Below are 22,023 nucleotides of genomic sequence, written 5' to 3'. Positions count from 1 at the left end.
GGTTCGGTGCGCAGTGGCCTGGTGGCACGGGCCATTGCGGTACGAATCAGCTAGTCCATTCGCGCTGCGGCACGGCCTGACGGATGACGCGGCGGCGCCGGACCGGGAGACCGAACGTCGGGTTCGCCGCAGCCCAGGCGGCGCCCTTGCAGATCGTCTCCTTGTAGACGGCGGCGACCCGGCCGGTCAGGGTGGCGTTGACGGCGCGGTCGTCGCTGGTCACGTACTGAATCAGGCCGTCCTTGCGGCCCAGCGAGATGCACTGGTTGAAGTACGCGAGCGGCGCGTGCGGCAGCTTGCCGCCGGTCAGCCGGGCCGCGATCGAGTCGGCCGCCTGCATCGCCATCGGCTGGCCCGAGGCGCAGGACATCCGCAGCGGCTTGTTCTTCGAGCCCATCGCGTACGCCGCGTCGCCGATCGCGTAGACGTCCGGGTGCGACACCGACCGCATGGTCTCGTCGACGACGATCCGCCCGGTGTCGCTGACCTCGAGCGGGGTCGCCCGCACGATCGGATGTACGGCGAACCCGGCCGTCCAGACCGTCACTGCTGCAGGGATCACGCCGCCGTCAGTCGTGACCTGGTCCGCGTCGACGCCCGTGACCGAGGCGTTCTCGTGCACGGTGATGCCGAGCCGGTCGAACACCTTCCGCAGGTGCCGGCGTCCACCTGCGGACAGCCAGTCGCCGAGCGTGCCACGGACGATCAGTGCGACGTCGAGATCCGGCCGCGACTCGGCCAGCTCGGTCACGAACTCGACGCCGGTGAGACCGCCGCCGACGACAGCCACGGTCTGCCCGGCCGCCAGCGACGTCAGCTTCTCCCGCAGCCGGAGGGCGCCCGGGCGGCTCGCGATCTGGTACGCGTGCTCGGCCGCGCCCGGGACACCCTGCGAGTTCCAGCCGCTGCCGAGCGCGTAGATGAGCGTGTCGTACTCCAACTCCTCGGACTCGAGCGCGACCGTCTTGCGGTCCACGTCCACCGCGGTGACCTTCGCGAGCTTCAGGTCGACGCCGGTGCCGGCGAACAGCTCGTCGAACGGCCGGGGCTTGAGGTCCCGGCCGGCGGCCAACTCGTGCATCCGGACCCGTTCGACGAAGTCGGGCTCGCCGTTGACCACGGTGATCGCGACCTCGTCGGCGTACAACCGGGCGGCCAGCCGGCCGGCGGCGACGGCTCCGGCGTACCCGGCGCCGAGGACGACAATGCGGTGCTTCATATCGGTGCTCCTGTCTGCTGCGTTGTTGCCCTTTGAACCGGACAGCCCGCGGTTTCATGACAGGTCTTGCTGTGAAGCAGGTCACAGGATGTTCAGCAGCGGCTCTCCGTGGTCGGCAGCGGCGAACAGTTCGGTCGCGCGGGCCAGCTTGTCCGGGTTCGCCTGGGTCCGGACCGAGGTGATGCCGTCGGCGGTGACCTCGATGCACATCACGCCGACGACCTCGCCCTTGACCACCACCACGAGCGACGGCTCGCCGTTGACCGGCCAGGCATAGACCTCTGCCGGACCACCGACGTACACACGCTTCGCTTCGCTCGGTTTGAACAGGCCGCGGAGGAAGCGCGCGACCGCGAGTGCGCCCTCGATCGCGCTGGTCCGGGCCGGGACCTTGCCGCCGCCGTCGCCGATCGAGACCGCGTCGGCGGTCAGCAGCCGCACGATCGAGTCGGTCCGGCCGCTGGTCGCGGCGGCGATGAACTCGTCGACGATCCGGCGGGCGACGGCCGCGTCCACCTCGGTGCGGGCACGGCCTTCGGCGAGGTGCTGCTTCGCGCGGCGGAACAGTTGCTGACTGGCGGACTCGGTCAGCTCGAGGATCTCGGCGATGTCGCGGTGCGGGTAGTCGAACGCCTCCCGCAGTACGTAGACTGCGCGCTCGTTCGGCGAGAGGCGTTCCATCAGCGTCATGACGGCGTACGACACCGACTCGCGCTGTTCGGCGGTGTCCGCCGGGCCGAGCATCGGGTCGCCGTCGAGCAGCGGCTCGGGCAGCCACTGGCCGACGTACGTCTCCCGCCGCGCGCGGGCGGACGTCAACTGGTTGAGGCAGAGGTTGGTCAGTACCTTTGTCAGCCAGGCCTCGGGTACGTCGATCCGTTCGACATCGGCGGCCTGCCAGCGCAGGAACGTCTCCTGCACCGCGTCCTCGGCCTCCGCCGCGGATCCGAGCATCCGGTACGCGATGGCCTCGAGCCGGCGCCGGGACCCCTCGAAGCGAGACAGGTCCGCCGCGGTCATCGCCATGCTGAGATCCTAGTGCGCGTGCAGAGTTCGCTGCCGCTGACGATCGACCGGGATTCCGGGGTGCCGTTGCACCTGCAGTTGGCCGAGCAGTTCCGTGCGGCCGTACTGGACGGGCGGCTGCAGGCGGGGCATCGGCTGCCGTCGACGCGGGATCTCGCGCGGGACCTGGCGGTGTCGCGGTCGGTGACGCAGGCGGCGTACGACCAGTTGCACGCGGAGGGCTGGATCGAGGGGCGGACCGGCGCGGGCACCTTCGTCACGGACGTCGCGCCGCTGCAACCTGCCGTACGGCGTCGTCGGAACCACCGGGCCGACGTCGATGCTGGGTTGCTCACGTTGCGGCCCGGGATCCCGTACATCGCGCCGACGCCCGACCCCGGCTGGCGGCGCGCGTGGCGGGAGGTGTCGACGCAGTCCCCACCCCGTGGGTACGACAACGCCGCTGGGCTGCCCGCGCTCCGCGCCGCGCTGGCCGACCACGTCGCGCGGGTCCGCGGGATCGCCTGCGGTCCGGAGAACGTACTGGTCACGAACGGGACCGTGCACGGGCTCCGGCTGCTCCTCACGGTCACCCGCAAGCCCGGTGACCGGATTGCCATCGAGGACCCCGGCTACCTGAACGCGGTCGTCGCCGCCCGCGACCACCACCTCGAGATCGTCGACGTACCCGTTGACGAGGACGGCCTGCAGGTCGGCGCACTGCCGCACGACGCGGCCGCGGTCTACGTCACGCCCTCCCACCAGTACCCGCTCGGGGGCCGGCTACCTGTTGCCCGACGCAACGAACTGGTCCGCTGGGCGCGGCGTACGGGCAGCCTGCTGATCGAGGACGACTACGACAGCGAGTTCCGGTACGACGTCGCGCCGCTGCCCGCGCTCGCGCAACTCGACCTGGACCGGGTCGTCCACCTCGGCACGCTCTCCAAGACGCTCAGCCCCGCCCTCCGCCTCGGCTGGCTGGTCGCTTCCGAACCGATGGTCGACCGGCTAGCAACCTTTCGCGCCAACTCCGGCGACTGGCCCGCCTGGCCGATGCAGGCCGCCCTCCTGGCCATGCTCCAAGACGGCTACCTGGACCGAGCCGTCCGCCGCAGCCGCCGCCTCTACGCCGACCGCCGCACCCAAACCGTCGACCTCCTGTCCCCCCACGGCCAGGTCATCGGCCAGGACGCCGGCCTGCACATCACCCTCCTACTCCCCAACCACACCGACGACCGCAAACTCGCCGCCACCGCCAGAGAGGCCGGCGTCGTAGTAGCCCCCCTCTCCGAATACCGCCGCACAGTCCCCGGCCCCCCAGGCCTGGTCATCGGCTACGCAACCCCCTCACCCCCCGACCTCCACCAAGCCCTAACCATCCTCACCAAGGTCCTACCCCGCCGTTGAGGTGGTCGGGGATGGCTGGAGGGGGTTGGTGGTGAGTGGGGGTTGGACTACGGGGGTGTTGTTGTGCCAGGTGAGGTGGGAGAGCCACATGGTGCGGCCTTTGGGGTCGGTGCCTGGGTGGGTTGGGTTCCAGGCGTGGTAGACGAACCAGTCGCCGAGGACCATGTTGTGGCCGGGGCCGGCGGCGTCGGGGGAGGTCGAGAGGATGGGGGCGCCGGACTTCACGCACGGGCCGGTGGGGGAGTCGCACAGGGCGTGGCCGACGGCGTAGTCGGCTGTGTCGAAAGCGTTGCCGGAGTAGAAGAGGTGGAACTTGCCGTTGCGTTCCACCATGTACGGCGCCTCGACCAGGTTGCCTTCCCACGGGAGGTCCTGCTTGATCAGGCGATGCACCGGGCCGATCGGCGTGAGGCCGTCGGCGGACAACTCGGAGACGTAGATCCAGGTGTCGACACCGATCGCGTTGCCGTCATTCTTCCAGTACAGCCAGCGCCGGCCGGTCGAGTCCTGGAACGGGGACGCATCGATCGAACCGCCCTCGCCGGCCTGACTGATGAGCGGATTCGTCGATTTGTCGACATATGGACCTTCGGGTACGGACGCCACCGCGACGCCGACCGCCTGCCGATCGGCGGCGACGTCGCGGGAGGTGTAGTACATGACGTACCGGTCCGGGGCGTGCACCGCGACTTCCGGTGCCCACACCCGGCCGGGTGCCGTCCAACCCGGCAACGACGGCAGCGCGTCCCCGACCGGCTCCCACGACACCAGGTCGCGCGACCGCAGCGTCTGCACGTTGCCGAGCGGTCCGTTGGTCGCGAACGCGTAATACTCGTTGCCTACCGCAATGATCTGCGGATCGGCGAAGCCACCGTCGTACACCGGGTTGGAGAAGCCCATTATCTGCTTTCGTAGAAGTTGAGGTAGTCGAAGGTCGCCACCGGCGGCGGGTTCGCGCCGGTGAACTCGCCGTGGGCGTAGATGCCGATCTTCGCGGCGGACGGCAGCACCCACGCGGCGCCCCAGGTCCAGTTCTTGCCGTCGACCGACGTACCGGCGCGGTACACGTGCTCGCCCGCGGCGTTCTTGTGGTACGCGAGCCGCATCCACATCGTCGGCGCCGAGCGCCCGATCGCGGCCGCGCCGTACGACGTGGCGCCGTCGGACGGGCGGGCGACGAGCTCCCGGCCGTACTCCGTCTGCCGCGTCTTCCAGATCGCGACGTTGCCGAGCCGGGCGAAGTCGTCGTCGTTCAGGTACGCGATCATCCCGGCCTGCTGGTAGTTGCGGACGTCGCCCTGCCCGGTGTCGAGGTGCAGCTTGGTCTCCGCGATCCAACTGTCGCCGGGCGGCGTGGTGTGGAACAGCAGTCCGGCGTTGTTCGACGAGCCGGTCATGTCGGCGTTCTCCAACGGCCACGACAACTTGCCGTCGGCAACAGTCGCCTTGGCGTCCTGGCGCACCCACGACCAGTCGGAGCCGAGCGGCCCGTCGAAGTCGTCGCCGGTCAGCAGCTTCCCGGTCCGTGGCACGGTCACCATCTTGGTGACGGGCTTCGCAACCGACCGCACAGTCAGGTTGTCCACCTCAGCCGACCCCAACCACCGCACAGGTGCCGCCTTGAGCTCCAGCCCAGGTACTACGAGCTGCGCCTCACCGTAAACATCTCCTAGGCCCGCGTCGTTCAGTCGTGCTGTCACGGTGGATCCGGAGACCTGTACGGACAGTTTGTTCCACTGCGTACGGTCGAAGTCCGGCGGCAACTGCACAGAAGCCGTACGCCGACCGACCGTCACAGTCAGCCGATTGTTCGCAACAGTCGTCACCACCTGATTGCCCAGAACTGTGGTGAAGGAGGTGCCCAGCTTTGCGTCTGTTTCTACTCGGAGCGGGCCTCCCGGGGCTGGCTGGCGGGTTTGGGCGGAGCCTTCTATCGCGGCTGTGGGGCCGCCTAGGGTGTCGCCTGGTTGGCGGGTGGCGCCGATCAAGCCGCCGGCGGGGTCGGTGGAGTTGATGCCTAGTGCGGAGCCGGTGGTGGGGGCGGCGACCGGGTTCTCGGACGGGCCGGCGCCGGCGTTGGTGCGGGGCCAGCCGTCGATCCAGTCGATGTCGTCGATCAGCATCGGCCGCCGGTTGATCCCGAACGGGCTGGTCAGCCACGGCGTGTTCCGGTCGATCGCGTGGTAGACGATGTGGTCCTGCCCGGCCGCGTCGGTGATGAACGCGTGGTGGCCCGGCCCGATCCACTTGTTGCCGTTCTGCGTGATCACCGTCGTACCACCGACGCGCGAGTCGGTCAGCGCAGCCCCGTCCGCGTCCAGGAACGGCCCGCGCGGCGAACGTGAGCGCCCGGCGAAGACGGAGTACCCGGTGGTGGGTCCGGCGCAGCAGTTCATCGACGAGCCCATGAAGTAGTACCAGCCGTCGCGGTAGACGACGTACGAGCCCTCGTACCGGTCGCCGATCGTCACCTGCGTGGGCGTACCCACCGCGTGCATGCCGTCGGCGCTCAGTTCGGTGACGGAGATGCCGCCGTAGAAGCCGCCGTAGTACAGGTACCGCTTGCCGTCCGCGGCGGTCAGCATCGCCGGGTCGATCGTGCCGAGGTACCCGCCCGCTCCGTCGGGACGGGGCGCGACCACGGGACCGTCACCAGCGGTCCACGGTCCGGCCGGGGTCGGCGCGGTGGCAACACCGATCGCGGGATCGCCGCCGGCGTTGGCGGTGGTGTCCGTGACGGTGAAGTACATGACGTAGTGGCCGTCGAAGTACCGGATGTCGGGTGCCCAGAAGAACGAGCCGGGCGCGGCCCACGCGGGTTTGGTCTGGTCGTTGAAGACGGTGCCGAGGTACTCCCAGGAGCTGAAGTCCTTCGTCCGCGCCATGTGCATCAACCCGAACGGGCCGTTCGCGACGAGCGGATCGGAGGTGGCGTACGCGTACCAGTAGCCGTCGCGGCCCTGGATGATCGACGGGTCGGCGAAGCTGTCCGCGAAGCCGGACGTGACCGGGTTGGTCGTGGTCACCACTGGCGCCGCCGTTGCGGCAGTGGTGCCGGCTGCGACCGCAGCCAGGATTAGTACTGCGGCGAGTAGTCGTTTGGAAGGCACGGGCGGTCCCCTCTCGAACTAACTGCTGAGCTGAATCACATGCCACGAAGCGGGCGGCAGCGTGGCACGGCAGACGCCGTCGACAACTTCGGTGGTGTCGACGGCCCGGGGCTGAACCCGGTCCTGATCGTCCGCCGTGTTCACGGCGGTCCGATCCTCGTCGTAGATGGCGAGGTGCCGGATGACCTGCCCGGTCACCGGTACCTCCAGGTCGATCTTGTCGGTCTCGCTCCGGTTCACGACGAAGATCGCCGTCTCCCCGGTGTTCTCGTCGTACGTCGCCGTGCTCCACAGCGCGGGGATCCGGCCGAACGCGGCGGTGTCGATGTCGGGTCCACCGGTGATCGCGGTCTGCAGCACCGTCGGGCCGGCGTACCGCGCGGTCAGCGCGAACGGGTAGAAGATCGTCTGCCGCCAGGCGCGCCCGCCCGGCTCGGTCCGGATCGGGCCGATCACGTTGACCAGTTGCGCAAGGCAAGCGATCTTCACCCGGTCGGCGTGCCGGAGCAGGGTGATCAGCAGACTGCCGACGACCACCGCGTCGTCGACGGTGTAGGTGTCCTCGATCAGCGCCTCGGCCTCGCGGATCTCCAGGCCGAGTTCACCCGGAAACTCCTCCTGGCGCCACACGTTCCACTCGTCGAACGAGAGCGTCAGCTCCTTGTCGCTGCGCTTCAACGCCTTGACGTGGTCGGCGGTCGCGATCACCGACGAGATCATCCGGTCCATCTCCTCGGCGCATCCGAGGAAGCTGGTCTGGTCGCGGTCCTTCGGTTCGTAGTACGCGTGCAGGCTGATGTGGTCGACCAGGTCGTAGCTGCGCTCCAGGACGACGCGCTCCCATTCGCCGAATGTCGGCATCCCGGCGTTGCTCGATCCGCAGGCGACGAGTTCGAGCTCGGGATCGACCCGGCGCATCGCGTTCGCCGTCTCCTCCGCGAGCCGGGCGTACTCCTCGGCGGTCTTGTGGCCGATCTGCCAGGGGCCGTCCATTTCGTTGCCCAGGCACCAGATCCGGATGTCGTGCGGTTCCGGGCTGCCGTTCGCGACCCGGCGGTCGGACAGCGCGGTCCCGGCCGGGAGGTTGCAGTACTCGAGCAGGTTGACCGCGTCGCGGATGCCGCGGGTACCGAGGTTCACTGCCCAGATCGGTTGGACGCCGGCCCGCCGCGACCAGGCGACGAACTCGTCGGTGCCGAACTGGTTCGACTCGATCGACCGCCAGGCCAGGTCCAGCCGCCGCGGCCGCTGGTCCTTCGGGCCGACGCCGTCCTCCCACTCGTAGTTGGAGACGAAGTTGCCACCCGGGTACCGGACCGCGGTGACGCCGAGCTCGCGGACCAGCTCGAGCACGTCCTCCCGGAAGCCGTCGGCGTCGGCGCGCGGATGCCCGGGTTCGTAGATGCCGGTGTACACGCAGCGGCCCATGTGCTCGACGAACGAGCCGAACAGCCGCCGGTCCAACGCACCGACCACGAACGCCGGGTCCACCACAAGCCGAGCCACGGGGCCTCCCCAGAGTCGTTTACAACGTTTAACGTGGATGTCTACAACGATTGACAATCGGTGTAAAGGGCTCGGCGATGGCACACTCGGGCAACACGTGAGTGACAGGAGGCGGTTCGATGGCGACCAGGCTCAGCGACGTGGCCGCGCGCGCCGGTGTGTCGGTGAAGACCGTCTCGAACGTGATCAACGACTACCCCCACATCACCGCCCGCACCCGCGCCAAGGTCGAGGCCGCGATCGCCGCACTGGACTACAAGCCGAACGTGAGTGCCCGTTCGCTGCGCAAGGGCCGCTCGGACTTCATCGCGCTGGCCATCCCGGAAATGGGTTCGCCGTACTTCGCCGAGCTCGGGGCCGAGATCAGCCGGGCCGCGAAGCGCCGCGGGATCACCGTACTGATCGACCAGACCGAGGGCGAAGCCGACGCCGAGCGGTTCGTGCTGGACGGGATGCGCGGGCAACTGATCGACGGCATCATCTTCTCCCCGCTCGCCACCGCACCGGCCAAGCTGACCTCGGACTCGATCGGGAAGCCGCTCGTGCTGCTCGGCGAGCGCCCGGCCGGCGGCCAGTTCGACCGCGTCGCCGTCGACTCGGTCCAGGCGTCGCACGACGCGACCTCGCACCTGATCGCCCTCGGCCGGCGGCGGATCGCGGCGATCGGCGTCGGCGGGACGAGCACCGGAGCGGTCCGGCGCAAGGGGTACCGGAAGGCGCTCAAGGAGGCCGGGCTACCGCACGATCCGGCGCTCGAACTGGCCGCTGCCGGGTATCACCGGATCGACGGAGCCACGTCGATGCGCGAACTGCTCGAGCTGCCGGAACCGCCGGACGCGGTGTTCTGCTTCAACGACCTGCTCGCGCTCGGTGCACTGCGGACCCTGGCCGACGCCGGGCTGCGAGTGCCGGAGGACATCGCAGTCGTCGGCTTCGACGACATCGAGGACGGCAGGTACCACTCACCGACGTTGACCACGATCTCCCAGGACACCGAGTGGCTCGCCGAGAACGCGGTCGGTCTGCTCCTCGACCGGATCGCCGGGAACAGCGACGCACCCCACCGCGACCTCGCCGTCCCGTACACACTGAAGATCCGCGAGTCGTCCGCCGGTTAGCGTTCGGGGAAGCCTGCGAGCTGCTTGGCGAGGCCGTTCTGGGTCTTGCCGACGCGGCCGACGAGGCGGAGTACGGCGTTGCGCACCGGGCGGACCGCAGGCGGGACGTTGGCGAGCCGGGTCAGGCGGTGGGCCAGCCCGATCACCCGAACGGCCTCCGCGCGACTCTTCGTGGCGTAGGTGTCCAGGCCGGACTCGTCGCCCTTCAGCGCCTCGTCGAGCGCGTCTGCCAGCGTGACCGCATCGCGCAGACCCAGGTTCATGCCCTGACCGCCGGCGGGACTGTGGGTGTGGGCCGCGTCGCCGGCCAGCAGCACGCGTCCGGCCCGGTACTTGTCCGCGACCCGCTCGTGGATCCGGAACCGCGAGCCCCACACCACCTCGGTGACGTCGGGGTGCGCCGTACGCGGGCCGCGATCGGCCAGCAGCTGCTGAGCGAACGCGACGTCCGGGTGCTCCGGCGCATCCTGCACCTCGGCGACCAGACGGAAGGAACCGTCCGGTAGCGGCGCGACCACCAGCATCCCGGCGGCGGCGAAGTACAGGCTGACCTCGTCGGTTGGTAGTCCGCCACCCACGCGGACGTCGACGAGGCTCAGCGACAGCTCGAGGGTGTTGCCGGGCATCCGCAGGCCGGCCAGTTCGCGGATCGTGCTGTGCATGCCGTCGGCGGCGACGACGTACTGCGCGTCGATCACGTCGCCGTTGTCCAGCGTGACGCTGACGCCGTCGGCGGTCTGGGTCAGGCCGGTCGCGGTGTACGGGCGACGTACCGAACCACCGAGCTCCTCCAATCGGTCGAGCAGAACCTGCTCGGTGACCGACTGCGGAATCATCGTGACAAACGGGTACGCCGTCGGCAGGTCCGCGAAGCCGACCGGGATCAGCTCCGCGTCGCCGGCCCGGATCGCGAAGTCCTGCAACTCCAGCCCGAGCTCGACGAGCCGCTTGGTGACGCCCAGCTCCTCCAGCACCTCCAGCGTCCGCGGGTGGATCACACACGCCCGCGAGGTGTTCGTACCCTCCGCCTGCCGGTCGACGACCACGACGTCATGCCCCTTCAACCGCAGCCCAACCGCCACCGCGAGTCCCACCGGCCCCGCGCCTACCACCACAACCTCGGCGTTCATGGCATCTCCTTTATCAACGCTTGTTGACTTTTACGATAGGACTCCGGTTGGCAAAAGTCAACGCGTGTTGGCATATGCTGCTCGGTATGAGGAAATCCGATCGGACCCGGGCGGCGATCCTGGCGGCGGCGCGGGAGCGGTTCGGCGCGGACGGGTACGAGCGCGCGACGATCCGGGCGATCGCGGCGGACGCGGCGATCGACCCGGCGATGGTGATGCGGTACTACGGCAGCAAGGAGAAGCTGTTCGCGGCAGCGGCCGAGTTCGACGTACGGCTACCTGACCTCTCCGACGTACCGCGGGAACGCGCCGGCGAGGTGCTCGTCCGGCACCTGGTCGAGCGGTGGGAGGAGGACGACACACTCCGGGTCCTGCTTCGGACAGCGGTCACCAACGAGGCGGCGGCCGAGCGGATGCGGCAGGTCTTCGTCGGGCAGCTCACGCCGACGTTCCAGCGCGCCGAGATCGACCAGCCCGCCGTACGGGCCGGACTGATCGCGACCCAGGCGCTCGGGTTCGCGCTGTGCCGATACATCCTCGAGCTCGAGCCGGTGGTCGCGCTGACGACCGACGAGGCGGTCGCCTGGCTCGGACCGACCGTGACGCGTTACCTGACGGAGCCGTCGCCCAGCCACGCGTGAACTGCGGGCAGCGTCTCTGCCAGTGGCGGCAGGTGCGGGTGCCACTTGAGCTCCCACTCCAGTGAGAGCGGGTAGTCGGTGCCGTCGAGGACCGTCAGCAGCTCCTGGATCGGGAAGTCACCCTCGTCGATCGCGACCGGGCGGTAGTCCTGCTTCGAGTCGGCCTGCTTGAACTGGACGAGCTCCAGCCAAGGCCGGAGCAGCGCGTACGACTCGGCGAGGGTCTCGCCGTGCGACCACGTGTGCGAACTGTCCCAGAGCGCTTTCACCTGATGCCCGGGCACGTCGGTGTCGAGCAGCGCGAGGAGCGCCGCGACCTGCCGCGCGGTCGAGTGCGAGTCGTGCGTCTCGAGCAGGATCGGTACCTCGCGCGGCGCGGATGTCACGCGGTCCAGTGCGCGGATCTCGCCGGCGCTCGGGCCGTCCGTACCGGTATCGGCGTCGTCGCCGGGGAACACCCGGACGCCCAGGGCACCCAGATCCGCGGCCAGCTCCAGGTGTGCCTCGAGCGGCTGCTCCTCGACGGCACAGAGCTTCACGTAGCTGCTGACCGCGAAGATCTCCAGCCCGGCGTCCTCGATCCGGCTCCGCAGCTCGCGCCGCTCAGCCGCGGACAGGCCGGTGTTGGTGAACTCGTCCGGCGCCGCGCGCAGCTCCAGACCGGTGAAGTTGTTGCCCTGGGCAAGTTCCAGGACGTCGTCGAGTGCTGCTCCGGGACAACCGAGGGTGGCGAAACCTAAACGCATACGGCTATCTGATCAGACCCAGCGGCCGCGGCGCGGCGAGGTCCGCGGGTTGACCGGCTGCTCGGGTTCGGTCGGCTGCTGCTGTTGCTGCTGCTCGTACGGGTACTGAGCCTGCTGGTACTCGGTCTGCTCCGGCTGGTACTGCGACCCGTAGGACTCCGACGCGTAGTTCGGGCTGTAGCTCTCGTACGTTTCCGAACCGCTGTAGCTGTCGTACTGGTTCGAGTTGTAGTCCGAGTTGTACGACGACGAGTAGTCCGACGTGTACGACGACGAGCCGTAGTCCGTGTAGTCGTTGTTCGACGAGTACGTCGGCTCCGGGCCGTACGACGGCACCGGCGGGAGCGGCTTCGACGGGGTCAGGAAGTCGTCCTGGGTCTCGTGGCTCGGCGCCGGCGCGGGCTCGTAGTACCCCGAGGAAGCCGACACATGCGACGACGGCTGCGTGTGCCCGGACTGACCGTAGACGTCGTGGTCGGAGTACCCCGAGTGGGTGGTGTGGCTTCCGACGGCCGGCTGGATCGCCGACGGGCTGTCGACCGCGACCCGAGCGGCCCGGCGTCCCGCGCGCGCAACCGGTGCGGGCTCAGGCTCGGGTGCGGTCTGCGCCTCCGCGGGGGAGGACGTCGAGGTGTAGTCCGACTCGTAGGTGTAGGGCTCCGCGTAGCGGGCGGCCCAGTGCTGCTCCTGCGCGGGCTGCGGCTCCGGCTGGTACGCGTACGGGTCGGGCTGGACGACGGTCATCGGAGCCGCCTCGTCGCGCCAGGAGCTCGCGGAACCGAGCGTGTCCTGGGTGATCGTGCTGCGGTACTCCTCCCAGGTCGGCTCGGGAGCGGAGTACGTCGTCTCCTCGACCGGCTTCTCGTCCTGCCAGGACTGGACCGGGTTGAACTGCTCGGTGGCCGGTCCGGCGTCGTCCTGCCAGCTCTGCGCGGCCGGCGCGAACGGGCTCCACTTCGGCTCCTCCGGCTGCTGCGGCTCGCCGTGGAACGCGGCCGGCGCGGCGGCGCCGTCACCCGGGAAGCCCTGCGGCTGCGGCGGCTGCGGCGGCTGCGGCGCGAACGGGTTCGCGGCCGGGGCCTGCGGCGCGGGGGCGAACGGGTTGGCGGACTGAACCGGTGCGCCCGCCATCTGCAACTGCGGCTGCGGCTCGCGGACCAGGCCGAGCGACGGCGCGATCGGCTCCGAGATGGCCGGCTGCTCGTCGGTGTCGTCGTTCGCGTACGACGGGACCTGGGTCACCTCGTACGTCGGGACCGCACTCAGCTTCGGGCCCTGGTCCCACCACGGCACCCACTTGCGGGTGGTCTGCATGTGGTTGATCTTGCGGATGATCATCGTCGCCGCCACCGCGGACACCGCGGTCAGCACCAGCGACGCCGTACCGGCCAGGGCGATCCCGCGCAGCGAGCCGACCGTCGCCTCCATCCACATCAGGAACCGGCGGACGACCACGTCGAACGCAAGAGCGCCGATCCAGGCCACCCACCACACCGAAGTGAGCGGAGGAGTCCGGAACCGGCGCAGGTCATCGGCGTAGACGGGAGTCTTCGGATCGCTGGCGATCCAGACGTCGTCGACGATCTGTTTCGGGTACCAGAGGTTCGGTCCGGGGACGAACCAGCTGGCCAGCACCCAGCCGTGGCTACGGCGGTGGTCGGCCTGCGAGAAGACCTCGGAGTTGACCCGGACCCGCCACAGCCAGACGACGAAGACAACCGCGGCGGCCACCGAGACGATCACGTTCGGCACGGCGGTCACCTTGGCGATCGCGTCCGCGCGGTTCAGGTCGGCGTCGTCGACGTTCGGCATCCCGCCCAGATAGCGGTGCACCACGGAATACGTGTTCCAGTCGGACCAGGTGGACAACATGTGCGTCACAGTGGAAGCGCCCAGCAGCCCGATCGCGATCTTGCCGACCGTACCTACCTGCTGGAACTCCTCAGCCGCGTGCGGCTGCCAGTCTTCCTGTTCTTCGACAGCAGTCATCAATGCCTGCGGGTGGCTCACGTCTCGCGTCCCTCGCGTTGCTGGAACTCCGTCGTCTGTCCGGCGCTTCTGCCTGGCCCTGCCCCCGCGTGACCGAGCCACATTGATACCACGAAGTAGGTACGCCAGGGCAGTCGGCCCCAGCACAGAGGGTGTCGACTTAACGTGTTCTTTTCGTACGCCCATCACCATTGGTAACGAGGCATTCAGCGGGGCGTGACGGTTTGGTTTACCGAGCAGGTGGTTGGAAGCCGTTCTGGGGTGTCCCGACCGCCCACCACGGCACCCAGGGCCGCGCACTCTGGAGCTCGTCGATCCGCTGGATCAGGATCACCGCGAGCACGGCCGCGCCGGTGGTGAACAGCGCCGAGACGGAGGACAGTATGACGTTCGTGCGCAGATCTCCCAGCTGCGACGCGCCGGCAAGTACGCCTCTTTGAACAATGTTTCCGGTGACCAGTCCGGACACCCAGGTCAGCCACCACGCCCACACCAGCCGGGTCCCCGGAACGTCCTTCAATTGTGGCGTCAGCGGATCCGTGCGAAGGTCGCTGGCCGCGACGACGTCGTCGACGATCTGCTTCGGGTACCAGAGGTTCACCACCGGGACGAGCCAGCAGCCGAGCACCCAGCCGCGGCTGTACCGGTGCTCGCCGCGGCAGAACATCTCCGCGTTCCACCGCACCCGCCAGAGCCACACGATGAACACCACCGCGGCCGCGAACAGCGCCAGCGCGGCGACGATCCCGAGCGAGCCGGAGATCAGGTTCGCCTCGGACAGCTTGTCCGCGTCGTCGCCGTACGTCCGCCGGGTCCGGTACAGGTTCCAGTCCGACCACGCGGTCGACCACGTGGTGACGGTGACCAGCCCGATCAGGACCGAGGCACCGACGCCCATCGCCCGCTCGGAGCTGAACCACCTGTCCAGCGGCACCTGGCTCGGCATGGATCAGGCATAGCACAACAGGGCGTGACCGGGCGAGAACATCAGGTTGCGGCCACTCCGTGGCGCATTTCCGCTAGAAACTGTCGGTGGCCGCGGGGAGGATGGTGCCATGCACTGGACCGTGGTCGACTCGCCGATCGGCGACCTCACGCTCGCGGTCGACGAGACCGGGTTGTGCCGGCTGCACTTCGGGGCGACCGACCGCGCGCGGGACACCGACCCGCTGCTGACCGAGGCCGCCGAGCAACTCAAGGCGTACTTCGCCGGCGAGCTGCAGGAGTTCACGCTGCCGCTGTCGGTCCGCGGCGGCTCCGACTTCGAGCGCGCGGTCTGGCAACAACTCACCCGGATCCCGTACGGCGAGATGCAGACGTACGGCGAGGTCGCGAAGATCGTCGGCGACGCCGGCGCGGCCCGAGCCGTCGGGACCGCCTGCAACCGGAACCCGATCGCGATCGTGGTGCCCTGCCACCGGGTCGTCGGCGCCGGCGGGAAGATGGTCGGCTTCGGTGGCGGCATCCCGACCAAGCGGCACCTGCTCGAGCTCGAGGCCCGGGTCAGCTTCGAGACGATGTGGAACTAACGAAGATCTGACACCCGGTCGGGCCCGCTCAAGGCGCGGCTGACATCCGCGGGCACTAACGTTTGAAGCGAGCGATTCAGCAGGTCCTCCCAAGCCCTTGGAAGACATATAAATGAACAAAGCCCGCACCAACGACCACCTGCACCCTGATCTCAGCGCCCTGATGAACAAGAGCGCCGAGGAATGGTCGGCCCCGGAGATCCAGGACGCTGCCCGCGCGGCGCTCCAGACGCACGCCCCGGACCGGGAACCGCTGACCTGGACCAAGCGCTTCAAGGTCGTCCCCTGGCTGCACCGCAACGACGCGGTCTGCCTGAGCTGCGGCGGTTCGTACCCGTGCATCACGCACCGGTACGCGACCCAGCTGCTGTCCGCCGGCCGCTACCAGCTGACCAAGGCCGACGACGTGGACCCGCAGGTCAACTGAACGTCGTACGCGCAAGACGACGTCCGGACAGACGAAGGTCCCGAATCCCACCTGGGGTTCGGGACCTTCGCCGTTGCGGTGGTGTCAGGAGTCGCTCGAGCGGTTCTCGCCCGTCGGCTTCCTGGTGGTGGCCTTCTTGGTGGCGCCGTTCGACGCGGCCTTCACCTCGTCCTTGGTCTCGTCGACCTTGGTCTCGTCCGGCTTGGTGTCGGGCTTGGTGTCCGACTTCGCCTCGGCCTTCGCGGCGTCCGCCTTCGGCTCTTCCGGCTTGGCGTCGGACTTGCCGTTGGACGACGGGCTCTCGGCCGGGCGGGACGTCGTACCCGCCGGGGCGGAGCTGTAGTCGCGGCCGCTGGTCGGGGTCGACTGCCAGGCCGGCTCCGGCGGCGTCAGCAGCTTCTTCACCGCTGCCGCGGCCAGGGCACCGAGGCCCAGGAACAGCACCAGGTTGCGGAGCTTGTGGCTCTTCTTCGGTACGTCGATCTCACCCTTGAGCGCGGCCTTGGTGGCCTTGCCGCGGCGGGCGGTCTCCTCGACGACCGGCTCGGCGGCGGCTGCCAGGGTGGCCAGTGCGGCGGTCACCTTCGGCAGGACGTCGTCGTTCAGCCGCTCACGGGCCCGCTCGGCAGCGTGCTCGGTGGCCGGGCCGACCTTCGCGAGCGCGTCGTCGAGCACCGGACCGGCCTTCTCGACCGCCTGGTGGGCCAGGTGCGCGCCCCGCTCGACCGCCTTCTCGGCGTACGGCGACACCTTCTCCCGTGCGGTGCCGACGGCCGGCGCGAGGTGCTCGCGGACCTGACCGACGGCCGGTCCGAGCTTCTCCGACGCCGACTCGGCAAGCGGCCGGACGCGGTCCTTGGCGGCCTCGACCCGGTCCTTGGACTTCCTCAAACCCACGGTTCCCTCCTAGGTGCCACCCGCCCCCGGCGGACAGCTCTCCCGCCCATCGGCGACATGGGCTCACTCTGGACAAATCCGGCAACATCTGCATCGTACGACGTAACAAGCCGATAACCCTGTGCCCCACCCCCCATTCCGTACACGTACGCGCCGATGCGGGAGTTCTTGGACGTACATGACAGGATCAAGGGGTAAGCAGATGTATCCCGACTAGGAGTGACTCCCGTGGCCGAAGAGCTGTACGCGACCCTGCAGACGAACAAGGGCGACGTCGTCATCAGGTTGTTCCCGAACCAGGCGCCGAAGACGGTGAGCAACTTCGTCGGCCTGGCCGAGGGCACCAAGGAGTGGACCGACCCGGAGACCGGCCAGCAGGTGACCAAGCCGTTCTACGACGGCCTCGGCTTCCACCGGGTGATCGACGGCTTCATGATCCAGGGCGGCTGCCCGCTCGGCACCGGTACCGGCACCCCCGGGTACCAGTTCGACGACGAGATCCACCCGGAGCTGCAGTTCGACCGCCCGTACCTGCTCGCGATGGCGAACGCCGGCATCCAGTACGGCCACGGCACCAACGGCTCGCAGTTCTTCGTCACGGTCGTACCGACCCCGCACCTGAACCGCAAGCACACGATCTTCGGTGAGGTCGTCGACGACGAGTCGAAGAAGGTCGTGGACGCGATCGCGACCGCGCCGACCGCGCCGGGTGACCGCCCGATCGACCCGATCGTGATCAACAAGGTCGTCGTCGAGCGCAAGACCGCCTGACAGCTTCGTCGTGGGGCCGGGAAACCCCCGGCCCCACGCTACCGGAGAGGGACGCACCCGCGTGACCGAGACCGTCTGCTACCGGCACCCGGATCGGCCCGCCGGGGTGCGCTGCCAGCGCTGCGACCGGCCGATCTGCCCGAACTGCATGAACAGCGCCGCCGTCGGCTTCCAGTGCCCGGAATGCTTCAACCAGGGCGCCCGCTCGGTCCCGCGGACCCGGACGTCGCTCGGCGGCATCCAGCGCGGCGGCAGCCAGCAGGTCGTCACCTACACGATCCTGGCGCTGAACGTCCTGGTCTTCGTGGCCGCCCGTTTCGGCAGCCCGCAGATCCTGAGCGACCTGGTGATGGTCCCTGCGCTGGCCGGCAGCGAACCGTGGCGCCTGCTCACGTCGGCGTTCACCCACGTGCAGATCTTCCACATCTTCTCGAACCTGTTCATGCTCTGGCAGCTCGGTCCGCCACTGGAACAGATGCTCGGCCGCCTGCGCTTCACGATCCTTTACATCCTGTCAGCTTTGGGCGGCAGCGTCGCGGTCTGGATCCTGTCCGCTCCGGGCGGCGCGACCCTGGGCGCGTCTGGTGCCGTACTCGGACTGGTCGGCGCTCTCCTGGTGATCAGCCGAGCCCGCGGCCTCGACGTCACCTGGATCATCATGTACGTCGCCGTCACCGCGTTCCTCTCGTTCGCCATCCCCAACGTCTCCTGGGAAGGCCACCTCGGAGGCTTCGTGGTAGGCGCTGCAGTCGCTTGGATCTACCTACAGCTCTCCAACCACAACCGCCACAACAAGCAACGGGCGTAAACGGCCTAGGCCACAACTTCTGCTCAGTTGGATTAATTGTGGTGACAAGTGGTTGTGGGCGCTTGTCTAATCAGGTGACGTCCCGACGGGGGACCAGCTTGGTAAGGACATCGGTATGAGCCCACGCGCTGTGGACAAACGGGCCCGGCCCGGGAACGAGCATCAGGTCGCGCGACCGACGACACCGGAAACTCCGAACGCCGTCACCGCTCTCCAGACCTCCAACCGCGTCTCCCAGAAGAAGCCGACCGCCAAGGCATCCTGAGTTCAACGCAGGAGCAGGCAGCTGTCGCCGAACTCGTGCCACAGGTAGTTGTGGCGGAGGGCTTCGGTGTAGGCGGCTTGGACCTGGGTCGCGCCGGCTACGGATTCCAGCAGGAGCAGGTGGGACGCCTCGGGGGCGTGCCAGCCAGTGATGAGGCCGTCCACCACCTGTGGTTCGCGCGTCAGGCCGAGGACCAGGTCCGTCCAACCGCTGGACGCGGTGACCGTGCCGTCTTGCGCAGCGGCCGTTTCGATGGCTCGTACGGCCGTGGTGCCGACCGCGATCACCCTTCCACCGTTGGCCTTTACCCAGTTGACGAGACGCGCCGTATGCGCGGGTACGTCGTACCGTTCCGGCTGTGGTGGTTCGTGGCTCTCCAGCGAAGACACACCGCAGTGCAGCAGGATCGGTGCGATCAGAACGCCCTGTGACGCCAGGTGACTCACCAACTCGAAGCTGAACGGCCTTGCCGCGCTGGGCATCTCCGCACTGCCAGGCTCCCGCGCAAAGACGGTCTGGTACGACGCAAGCGGCCAGCGCTTCCCCACATAGTTGTAGGTGATCGGTCGCCCGTACCGCCGCAAGTACCCGTGTACGTCGGCCGCCGGCGGCTGCGCGATCCACAGCCTGTTCGGTGAGGCCTCGTACGGTGCCAGCAACGTCAGCACACCCTCGGGCAGTACGACCTGCAGCCCCGGACGACCGTCGAACATCGGAGCGTTCCCGTCGCGCAGTTCGACGACCCAGGTGCCGTCGTCGAGCGGCGTCGAGAAGTGCACTGTGTACGGCGTACCGTCAACGGCCGCGGCCAGCGTCCCCGACGTGTTGACCAGCAGCAGGTCACCCGCCCGCAGGTGGTCGCCGATTCGGTCGAAGCGGGTGTGCGTGATGGTCGACCCCTCCGCGACCAGCAGCTTCACCTGGTCTCTGCGAACACCACGGGCCTCGGGAGGTTCCCCGGCGTTCAGCTGGTCCGGCAGCTCGAACCTTGTCTGCGGGTGCACCCTCACGACGCCACCGCCGGCGCGAACTCGGCTGCTCGGTATCTACCGCTTTCCGGCCTGCTGTCGAGCAACTGCAGGAACGCCGGTACGACGGTAGCGGGCTCCGGCCGGTCCGAGATGTCCTCACCGGGGAACGCAGCCTGGTGCATCGCCGTCCGCAGATCACCCGGATCGACGGCGTACACCGACAGCGCAGGATGTTCTGCGGCAAGTACACGCGTCGCGTGATCGAGGGCTGCCTTGGCAGAGCCGTAGCCGCCCCACCTCTCGTACGCCTCCACTGCAGCGTCCGAGCTGATGTTGATCAGCACACCGGATGCTGTGGTGAGTGCCGGGAGCAGGAGCTGTGTGAGCGCGATCGGTGCGAGTACGTCGACCTCGTAGACGCGGCGGAGCTCGTCGAGGTCGGCGGCGGCCAGTGCCTGCAAGGGACTTGGCCCGAGGTAGCTGGCGTTGTTGACGAGCAGGTCGAGCCGGCCGAGTTCGGTGATCGCGTCGAGCAGGTCGGCGCGGTGCTCGGCGTCGGTGACGTCGCCGGCCAGCGGTACGACATCGGTACGGTCCGCCAGCGCGTCCGCTGCGTCTTTGAGCGCTTCCGCGCCGCGCGCGTCGATCACCAACGCCCAGCCGCGGTCGGCGAGTCCATGGGCAAGTGCGAGTCCGAGGCCCGCGGAGGCGCCGGTGATCAGGGCAACGGGACGTTCGGACGGTTCAGGAGTCATGCCGACACCGTCGTACCTCAAGCAAGCTTGAAGTCAAGGGAGCAAAATGCCTGGGTTCATGACGTTGTGCGGGTCGAGGGTCTGTTTGACAGCTTGTAAAGCTTCTACCGCCAGGGGTCCGATCTCGGCGGTGTAGGCGTCGCGGTGGTCGGTGCCGACGCCGTGGTGGTGGGAGATCGTGCCGCCGGCGTCGGCGATGGCCTGGCTCGCGGCGGCTTTCGCGGTGCGCCATTGGGTGACCGGGTCGTCGGTCTGCGCGCAGATGACGGTGAAGTACAGCGAGGCGCCGGTCTCGTAGACGTGCGAGATGTGGCAGAGCACCAGCGGTGGGGTCGTGCCGAGAGCGTCGACGAGGGCTTGGGTCACGGCGGCCTTGAGCGCGGGGATGCGGGACCAGAAGGTCGCGGTCTCGAGGGTTTCGACCAGGGCGCCTTCGTCGAGGAGCGGGTCGCGCAGGTACGGCGCGCGGTAGCGGCCGAGGCGCCAGGTCTCGCCCGGGCCTTCGCCGAGGTTGGTGCCGCCGGCTGCGGTGAGGACGTCCGCGGTCGCCTGGTTGTACGGGCCGTCGAAACCGATGATCGCCAGTACGCCACCTGCGCCGCCGCCCAGTACGTCCGGATCAGCCAGGTTGACCGCTGTCTCCACCTCGTCCGAGAGGCGCAGCACGGTGGGGAGCGGACCGTCCTGGGCGAGACGTCGTACGGCGGTGAGACCGGTGGCGAAGTCGGCGAAGTGCCAGCCTTCGAAATGGCGTTCTGTTGGGCGGGGGCGGATCCGTACGACGACCGACGTGATGACGCCGAGGGCGCCCTCGGAGCCGAGGATCAGTTGGCGGAGGTCGGGGCCGGCTGCCGACATCGGGGCGCGGCCCAGCTCGATCGTGCCGCGTGGGGTGGCGAGGGTGAGGGCGACGACCATCTGGTCGAAGCGGCCGTAGCCGGCGGAGGACTGGCCGCTGGAGCGGGCGGCCGCGTAGCCGCCGATCGAGGCGCCTTCGTAGGACTGGGGGAAGTGGCCGAGGGTGTAGCCGTGCTCGGCGAGCAGCGCTTCGGCGGCGGGTCCGCGTACGCCCGCCTGCAGGGTCGCTGTTCGGGAGATCTCGTCGAGCTCGAGGAGCTGGTCGAGTCGGCGCAGGTCGAGCGTGATGAAGTTCCTCGTCGGCGCCAGCCCTCCGACGACGGAGGTGCCGCCTGCGTACGGGACAACTGCGAGTCCGTGTTCTGCGGCGCCGGACAGGATCGCCTGTACTTCGTCGTGGGTGCCCGGGTAGACGATCACGTCTGGTACGTCCGACGTGTCGCCTGCGCGGAACCTCAGCAGGTCGGTCGTCGAATACCCGCGCGTGTGAGCCCAACGAGAGTCCCAGTCAGCAGCCACGTGCTGAGAGCCCACAACTGTGGACAGAAACGCCAGCTGAGCCGCGGTTAGGGCGGTGTTCGGCTGAGGGCTTGGCTTGGGTGGGGGCGGGGGGCGGTGGATGCCTAGGTCTTTGAGGGCGTCCAGGGCGGCTGCAGGCAGCTCTACCGTGTGGGCGGGGTTGCCCCAGTGGCCGGGAGTGAGGTTTGCCACCGGGAGGTCGGATTCGGTCATGGGTGGCTCCCGTTCGGGGGTTGTGCGAGGTAGCGTCCAGGGGAGGTGGAACCCCCTGGCTCCCACCTCCCCTGGACAGTTCCGGGATGCCGCTGCACAGTTCCGGAAAAATAGAGGCGCTGATACACTTTGGCATGTG

General features: G+C 68.8%; 21 protein-coding genes. 8 read left to right on the top strand and 13 right to left on the bottom strand.

Features of this window, described 5'->3' with window-relative positions; genetic code table 11:
- Positions 1-46 precede the first annotated feature (46 nt).
- Complete coding sequence (locus ACFYRU_RS11155) at positions 47-1,219, bottom strand: NAD(P)/FAD-dependent oxidoreductase (protein ID WP_387656017.1); 1,173 nt, start codon at positions 1,217-1,219, stop codon at positions 47-49.
- Positions 1,220-1,300: 81 nt separating this feature from the next.
- Positions 1,301-2,245: an RNA polymerase sigma factor SigJ gene (gene sigJ, locus ACFYRU_RS11150; protein WP_387656014.1), complete on the bottom strand. Its 945-nt coding sequence runs from the start codon at positions 2,243-2,245 to the stop codon at positions 1,301-1,303.
- Between the two features lie 18 nt (positions 2,246-2,263).
- On the opposite strand from sigJ, the gene ACFYRU_RS11145 reads away from it, so the two are divergent.
- Complete coding sequence (locus ACFYRU_RS11145; protein WP_387656011.1) at positions 2,264-3,631, top strand: PLP-dependent aminotransferase family protein; 1,368 nt, start codon at positions 2,264-2,266, stop codon at positions 3,629-3,631.
- Here the strand turns inward: ACFYRU_RS11145 and ACFYRU_RS11140 are convergent.
- From ACFYRU_RS11140 to ACFYRU_RS11130, 3 genes are read right to left on the bottom strand one after another with little or no spacing between them, the layout of a single operon-like run.
- Positions 3,617-4,531 (bottom strand): glycoside hydrolase family 43 protein, encoded by a 915-nt coding sequence (locus ACFYRU_RS11140; RefSeq protein WP_387656009.1) that lies wholly within the window; start codon positions 4,529-4,531, stop codon positions 3,617-3,619. The genes ACFYRU_RS11145 and ACFYRU_RS11140 overlap by 15 nt on opposite strands.
- On the bottom strand, positions 4,531-6,741 hold the full coding sequence (locus ACFYRU_RS11135; protein WP_387656007.1) for a family 43 glycosylhydrolase: 2,211 nt from the start codon (positions 6,739-6,741) through the stop codon (positions 4,531-4,533). Before ACFYRU_RS11135 ends, ACFYRU_RS11140 begins: the two co-directional genes overlap by 1 nt.
- Before the next feature lie 18 nt (positions 6,742-6,759).
- Complete coding sequence (locus ACFYRU_RS11130) at positions 6,760-8,247, bottom strand: alpha-N-arabinofuranosidase (RefSeq protein ID WP_387656004.1); 1,488 nt, start codon at positions 8,245-8,247, stop codon at positions 6,760-6,762.
- 119 nt (positions 8,248-8,366) lie between these two features.
- On the opposite strand from ACFYRU_RS11130, the gene ACFYRU_RS11125 reads away from it, so the two are divergent.
- Positions 8,367-9,365, top strand: a complete 999-nt coding sequence (locus ACFYRU_RS11125; protein WP_387656001.1) for a LacI family DNA-binding transcriptional regulator — start codon at positions 8,367-8,369, stop codon at positions 9,363-9,365.
- Here the strand turns inward: ACFYRU_RS11125 and ACFYRU_RS11120 are convergent.
- Complete coding sequence (locus tag ACFYRU_RS11120) at positions 9,362-10,495, bottom strand: FAD-dependent oxidoreductase (RefSeq protein ID WP_387655998.1); 1,134 nt, start codon at positions 10,493-10,495, stop codon at positions 9,362-9,364. The two genes, ACFYRU_RS11125 and ACFYRU_RS11120, sit on opposite strands and share 4 nt — an antisense overlap.
- Positions 10,496-10,581: 86 nt before the next feature.
- Between ACFYRU_RS11120 and ACFYRU_RS11115 the strand changes: the two genes are divergently transcribed.
- Entirely contained in the window at positions 10,582-11,136 is a 555-nt protein-coding gene (locus ACFYRU_RS11115) for a TetR/AcrR family transcriptional regulator (RefSeq protein ID WP_387655996.1), read from the top strand.
- Here ACFYRU_RS11115 and ACFYRU_RS11110 read toward each other — a convergent pair.
- The 3 genes from ACFYRU_RS11110 to ACFYRU_RS11100 form a co-directional block, all read right to left on the bottom strand.
- Positions 11,103-11,882 carry a sugar phosphate isomerase/epimerase family protein gene (locus tag ACFYRU_RS11110; protein WP_387655993.1) on the bottom strand — a complete coding sequence of 260 codons (780 nt, stop codon included), beginning with the start codon at positions 11,880-11,882 and terminating at the stop codon, positions 11,103-11,105. The genes ACFYRU_RS11115 and ACFYRU_RS11110 overlap by 34 nt on opposite strands.
- Positions 11,883-11,894: 12 nt before the next feature.
- A complete protein-coding gene (locus ACFYRU_RS11105) occupies positions 11,895-13,871 on the bottom strand; it encodes a DUF4328 domain-containing protein (RefSeq protein ID WP_387655990.1) in 1,977 nt (658 codons plus the stop codon).
- 229 nt (positions 13,872-14,100) lie between these two features.
- Entirely contained in the window at positions 14,101-14,817 is a 717-nt protein-coding gene (locus tag ACFYRU_RS11100) for a DUF4328 domain-containing protein (RefSeq protein WP_387655987.1), read from the bottom strand.
- A 109-nt stretch (positions 14,818-14,926) separates the two neighbouring features.
- On the opposite strand from ACFYRU_RS11100, the gene ACFYRU_RS11095 reads away from it, so the two are divergent.
- Together ACFYRU_RS11095 and ACFYRU_RS11090 are read left to right on the top strand one after the other, a co-directional pair.
- On the top strand, positions 14,927-15,400 hold the full coding sequence (locus ACFYRU_RS11095) for a methylated-DNA--[protein]-cysteine S-methyltransferase (protein WP_387655984.1): 474 nt from the start codon (positions 14,927-14,929) through the stop codon (positions 15,398-15,400).
- A gap of 112 nt (positions 15,401-15,512) precedes the next feature.
- On the top strand, positions 15,513-15,827 hold the full coding sequence (locus ACFYRU_RS11090; protein ID WP_387655981.1) for a hypothetical protein: 315 nt from the start codon (positions 15,513-15,515) through the stop codon (positions 15,825-15,827).
- Positions 15,828-15,911: 84 nt separating this feature from the next.
- Here the strand turns inward: ACFYRU_RS11090 and ACFYRU_RS11085 are convergent, their stop codons facing one another.
- Positions 15,912-16,724 (bottom strand): hypothetical protein, encoded by an 813-nt coding sequence (locus ACFYRU_RS11085; RefSeq protein ID WP_387655978.1) that lies wholly within the window; start codon positions 16,722-16,724, stop codon positions 15,912-15,914.
- A gap of 228 nt (positions 16,725-16,952) precedes the next feature.
- On the opposite strand from ACFYRU_RS11085, the gene ACFYRU_RS11080 reads away from it, so the two are divergent.
- The 3 genes from ACFYRU_RS11080 to ACFYRU_RS11070 all read left to right on the top strand — a co-directional run bounded on the left by ACFYRU_RS11080 (position 16,953) and on the right by ACFYRU_RS11070 (position 18,568).
- On the top strand, positions 16,953-17,495 hold the full coding sequence (locus ACFYRU_RS11080; RefSeq protein WP_387655975.1) for a peptidylprolyl isomerase: 543 nt from the start codon (positions 16,953-16,955) through the stop codon (positions 17,493-17,495).
- A 61-nt stretch (positions 17,496-17,556) separates the two neighbouring features.
- Positions 17,557-18,303 carry a rhomboid family intramembrane serine protease gene (locus ACFYRU_RS11075; RefSeq protein ID WP_387655972.1) on the top strand — a complete coding sequence of 249 codons (747 nt, stop codon included), beginning with the start codon at positions 17,557-17,559 and terminating at the stop codon, positions 18,301-18,303.
- Positions 18,304-18,418: 115 nt separating this feature from the next.
- The gene (locus ACFYRU_RS11070; RefSeq protein WP_387655969.1) at positions 18,419-18,568 is read left to right on the top strand and encodes a hypothetical protein; all 150 of its coding nucleotides are present in this window, start codon (positions 18,419-18,421) and stop codon (positions 18,566-18,568) included.
- A gap of 2 nt (positions 18,569-18,570) precedes the next feature.
- Here ACFYRU_RS11070 and ACFYRU_RS11065 read toward each other — a convergent pair whose 3' ends face one another.
- The 3 genes from ACFYRU_RS11065 to ACFYRU_RS11055 are packed head-to-tail and all read right to left on the bottom strand — an operon-like array spanning position 18,571 to position 21,884.
- A complete protein-coding gene (locus ACFYRU_RS11065; RefSeq protein ID WP_387655966.1) occupies positions 18,571-19,578 on the bottom strand; it encodes an S-adenosylmethionine:tRNA ribosyltransferase-isomerase in 1,008 nt (335 codons plus the stop codon).
- On the bottom strand, positions 19,575-20,294 hold the full coding sequence (locus ACFYRU_RS11060) for an SDR family NAD(P)-dependent oxidoreductase (RefSeq protein WP_387655963.1): 720 nt from the start codon (positions 20,292-20,294) through the stop codon (positions 19,575-19,577). The genes ACFYRU_RS11065 and ACFYRU_RS11060 overlap by 4 nt, the downstream gene beginning before the upstream one ends.
- Positions 20,295-20,327: 33 nt before the next feature.
- Entirely contained in the window at positions 20,328-21,884 is a 1,557-nt protein-coding gene (locus ACFYRU_RS11055) for an FAD-binding oxidoreductase (RefSeq protein ID WP_387655960.1), read from the bottom strand.
- Positions 21,885-22,023: the final 139 nt, after the last annotated feature.

Source organism: Kribbella sp. NPDC004536, assembly GCF_042873835.1.
Lineage (GTDB): Bacteria > Actinomycetota > Actinomycetes > Propionibacteriales > Kribbellaceae > Kribbella.
This window is presented reverse-complemented; position numbering and strand designations above follow the sequence as displayed.

What these genes read in the sequence shown, in the direction of transcription:
- ACFYRU_RS11105 (WP_387655990.1), bottom strand. Translation starts at nt 13,871, where the DNA reads ATGACTGCTGTCGAAGAACAGGAAGACTGGCAGCCGCACGCGGCTGAG.
- ACFYRU_RS11060 (WP_387655963.1), bottom strand. Translation starts at nt 20,294, where the DNA reads ATGACTCCTGAACCGTCCGAACGTCCCGTTGCCCTGATCACCGGCGCC.
- ACFYRU_RS11115 (WP_387655996.1), top strand. Translation starts at nt 10,582, where the DNA reads ATGAGGAAATCCGATCGGACCCGGGCGGCGATCCTGGCGGCGGCGCGG.
- sigJ (WP_387656014.1), bottom strand. Translation starts at nt 2,245, where the DNA reads ATGGCGATGACCGCGGCGGACCTGTCTCGCTTCGAGGGGTCCCGGCGC.
- ACFYRU_RS11070 (WP_387655969.1), top strand. Translation starts at nt 18,419, where the DNA reads ATGAGCCCACGCGCTGTGGACAAACGGGCCCGGCCCGGGAACGAGCAT.
- ACFYRU_RS11125 (WP_387656001.1), top strand. Translation starts at nt 8,367, where the DNA reads ATGGCGACCAGGCTCAGCGACGTGGCCGCGCGCGCCGGTGTGTCGGTG.
- ACFYRU_RS11090 (WP_387655981.1), top strand. Translation starts at nt 15,513, where the DNA reads ATGAACAAAGCCCGCACCAACGACCACCTGCACCCTGATCTCAGCGCC.
- ACFYRU_RS11140 (WP_387656009.1), bottom strand. Translation starts at nt 4,531, where the DNA reads ATGGGCTTCTCCAACCCGGTGTACGACGGTGGCTTCGCCGATCCGCAG.
- ACFYRU_RS11110 (WP_387655993.1), bottom strand. Translation starts at nt 11,882, where the DNA reads ATGCGTTTAGGTTTCGCCACCCTCGGTTGTCCCGGAGCAGCACTCGAC.
- ACFYRU_RS11055 (WP_387655960.1), bottom strand. Translation starts at nt 21,884, where the DNA reads ATGACCGAATCCGACCTCCCGGTGGCAAACCTCACTCCCGGCCACTGG.
- ACFYRU_RS11155 (WP_387656017.1), bottom strand. Translation starts at nt 1,219, where the DNA reads ATGAAGCACCGCATTGTCGTCCTCGGCGCCGGGTACGCCGGAGCCGTC.
- ACFYRU_RS11120 (WP_387655998.1), bottom strand. Translation starts at nt 10,495, where the DNA reads ATGAACGCCGAGGTTGTGGTGGTAGGCGCGGGGCCGGTGGGACTCGCG.
- ACFYRU_RS11095 (WP_387655984.1), top strand. Translation starts at nt 14,927, where the DNA reads ATGCACTGGACCGTGGTCGACTCGCCGATCGGCGACCTCACGCTCGCG.
- ACFYRU_RS11100 (WP_387655987.1), bottom strand. Translation starts at nt 14,817, where the DNA reads ATGCCGAGCCAGGTGCCGCTGGACAGGTGGTTCAGCTCCGAGCGGGCG.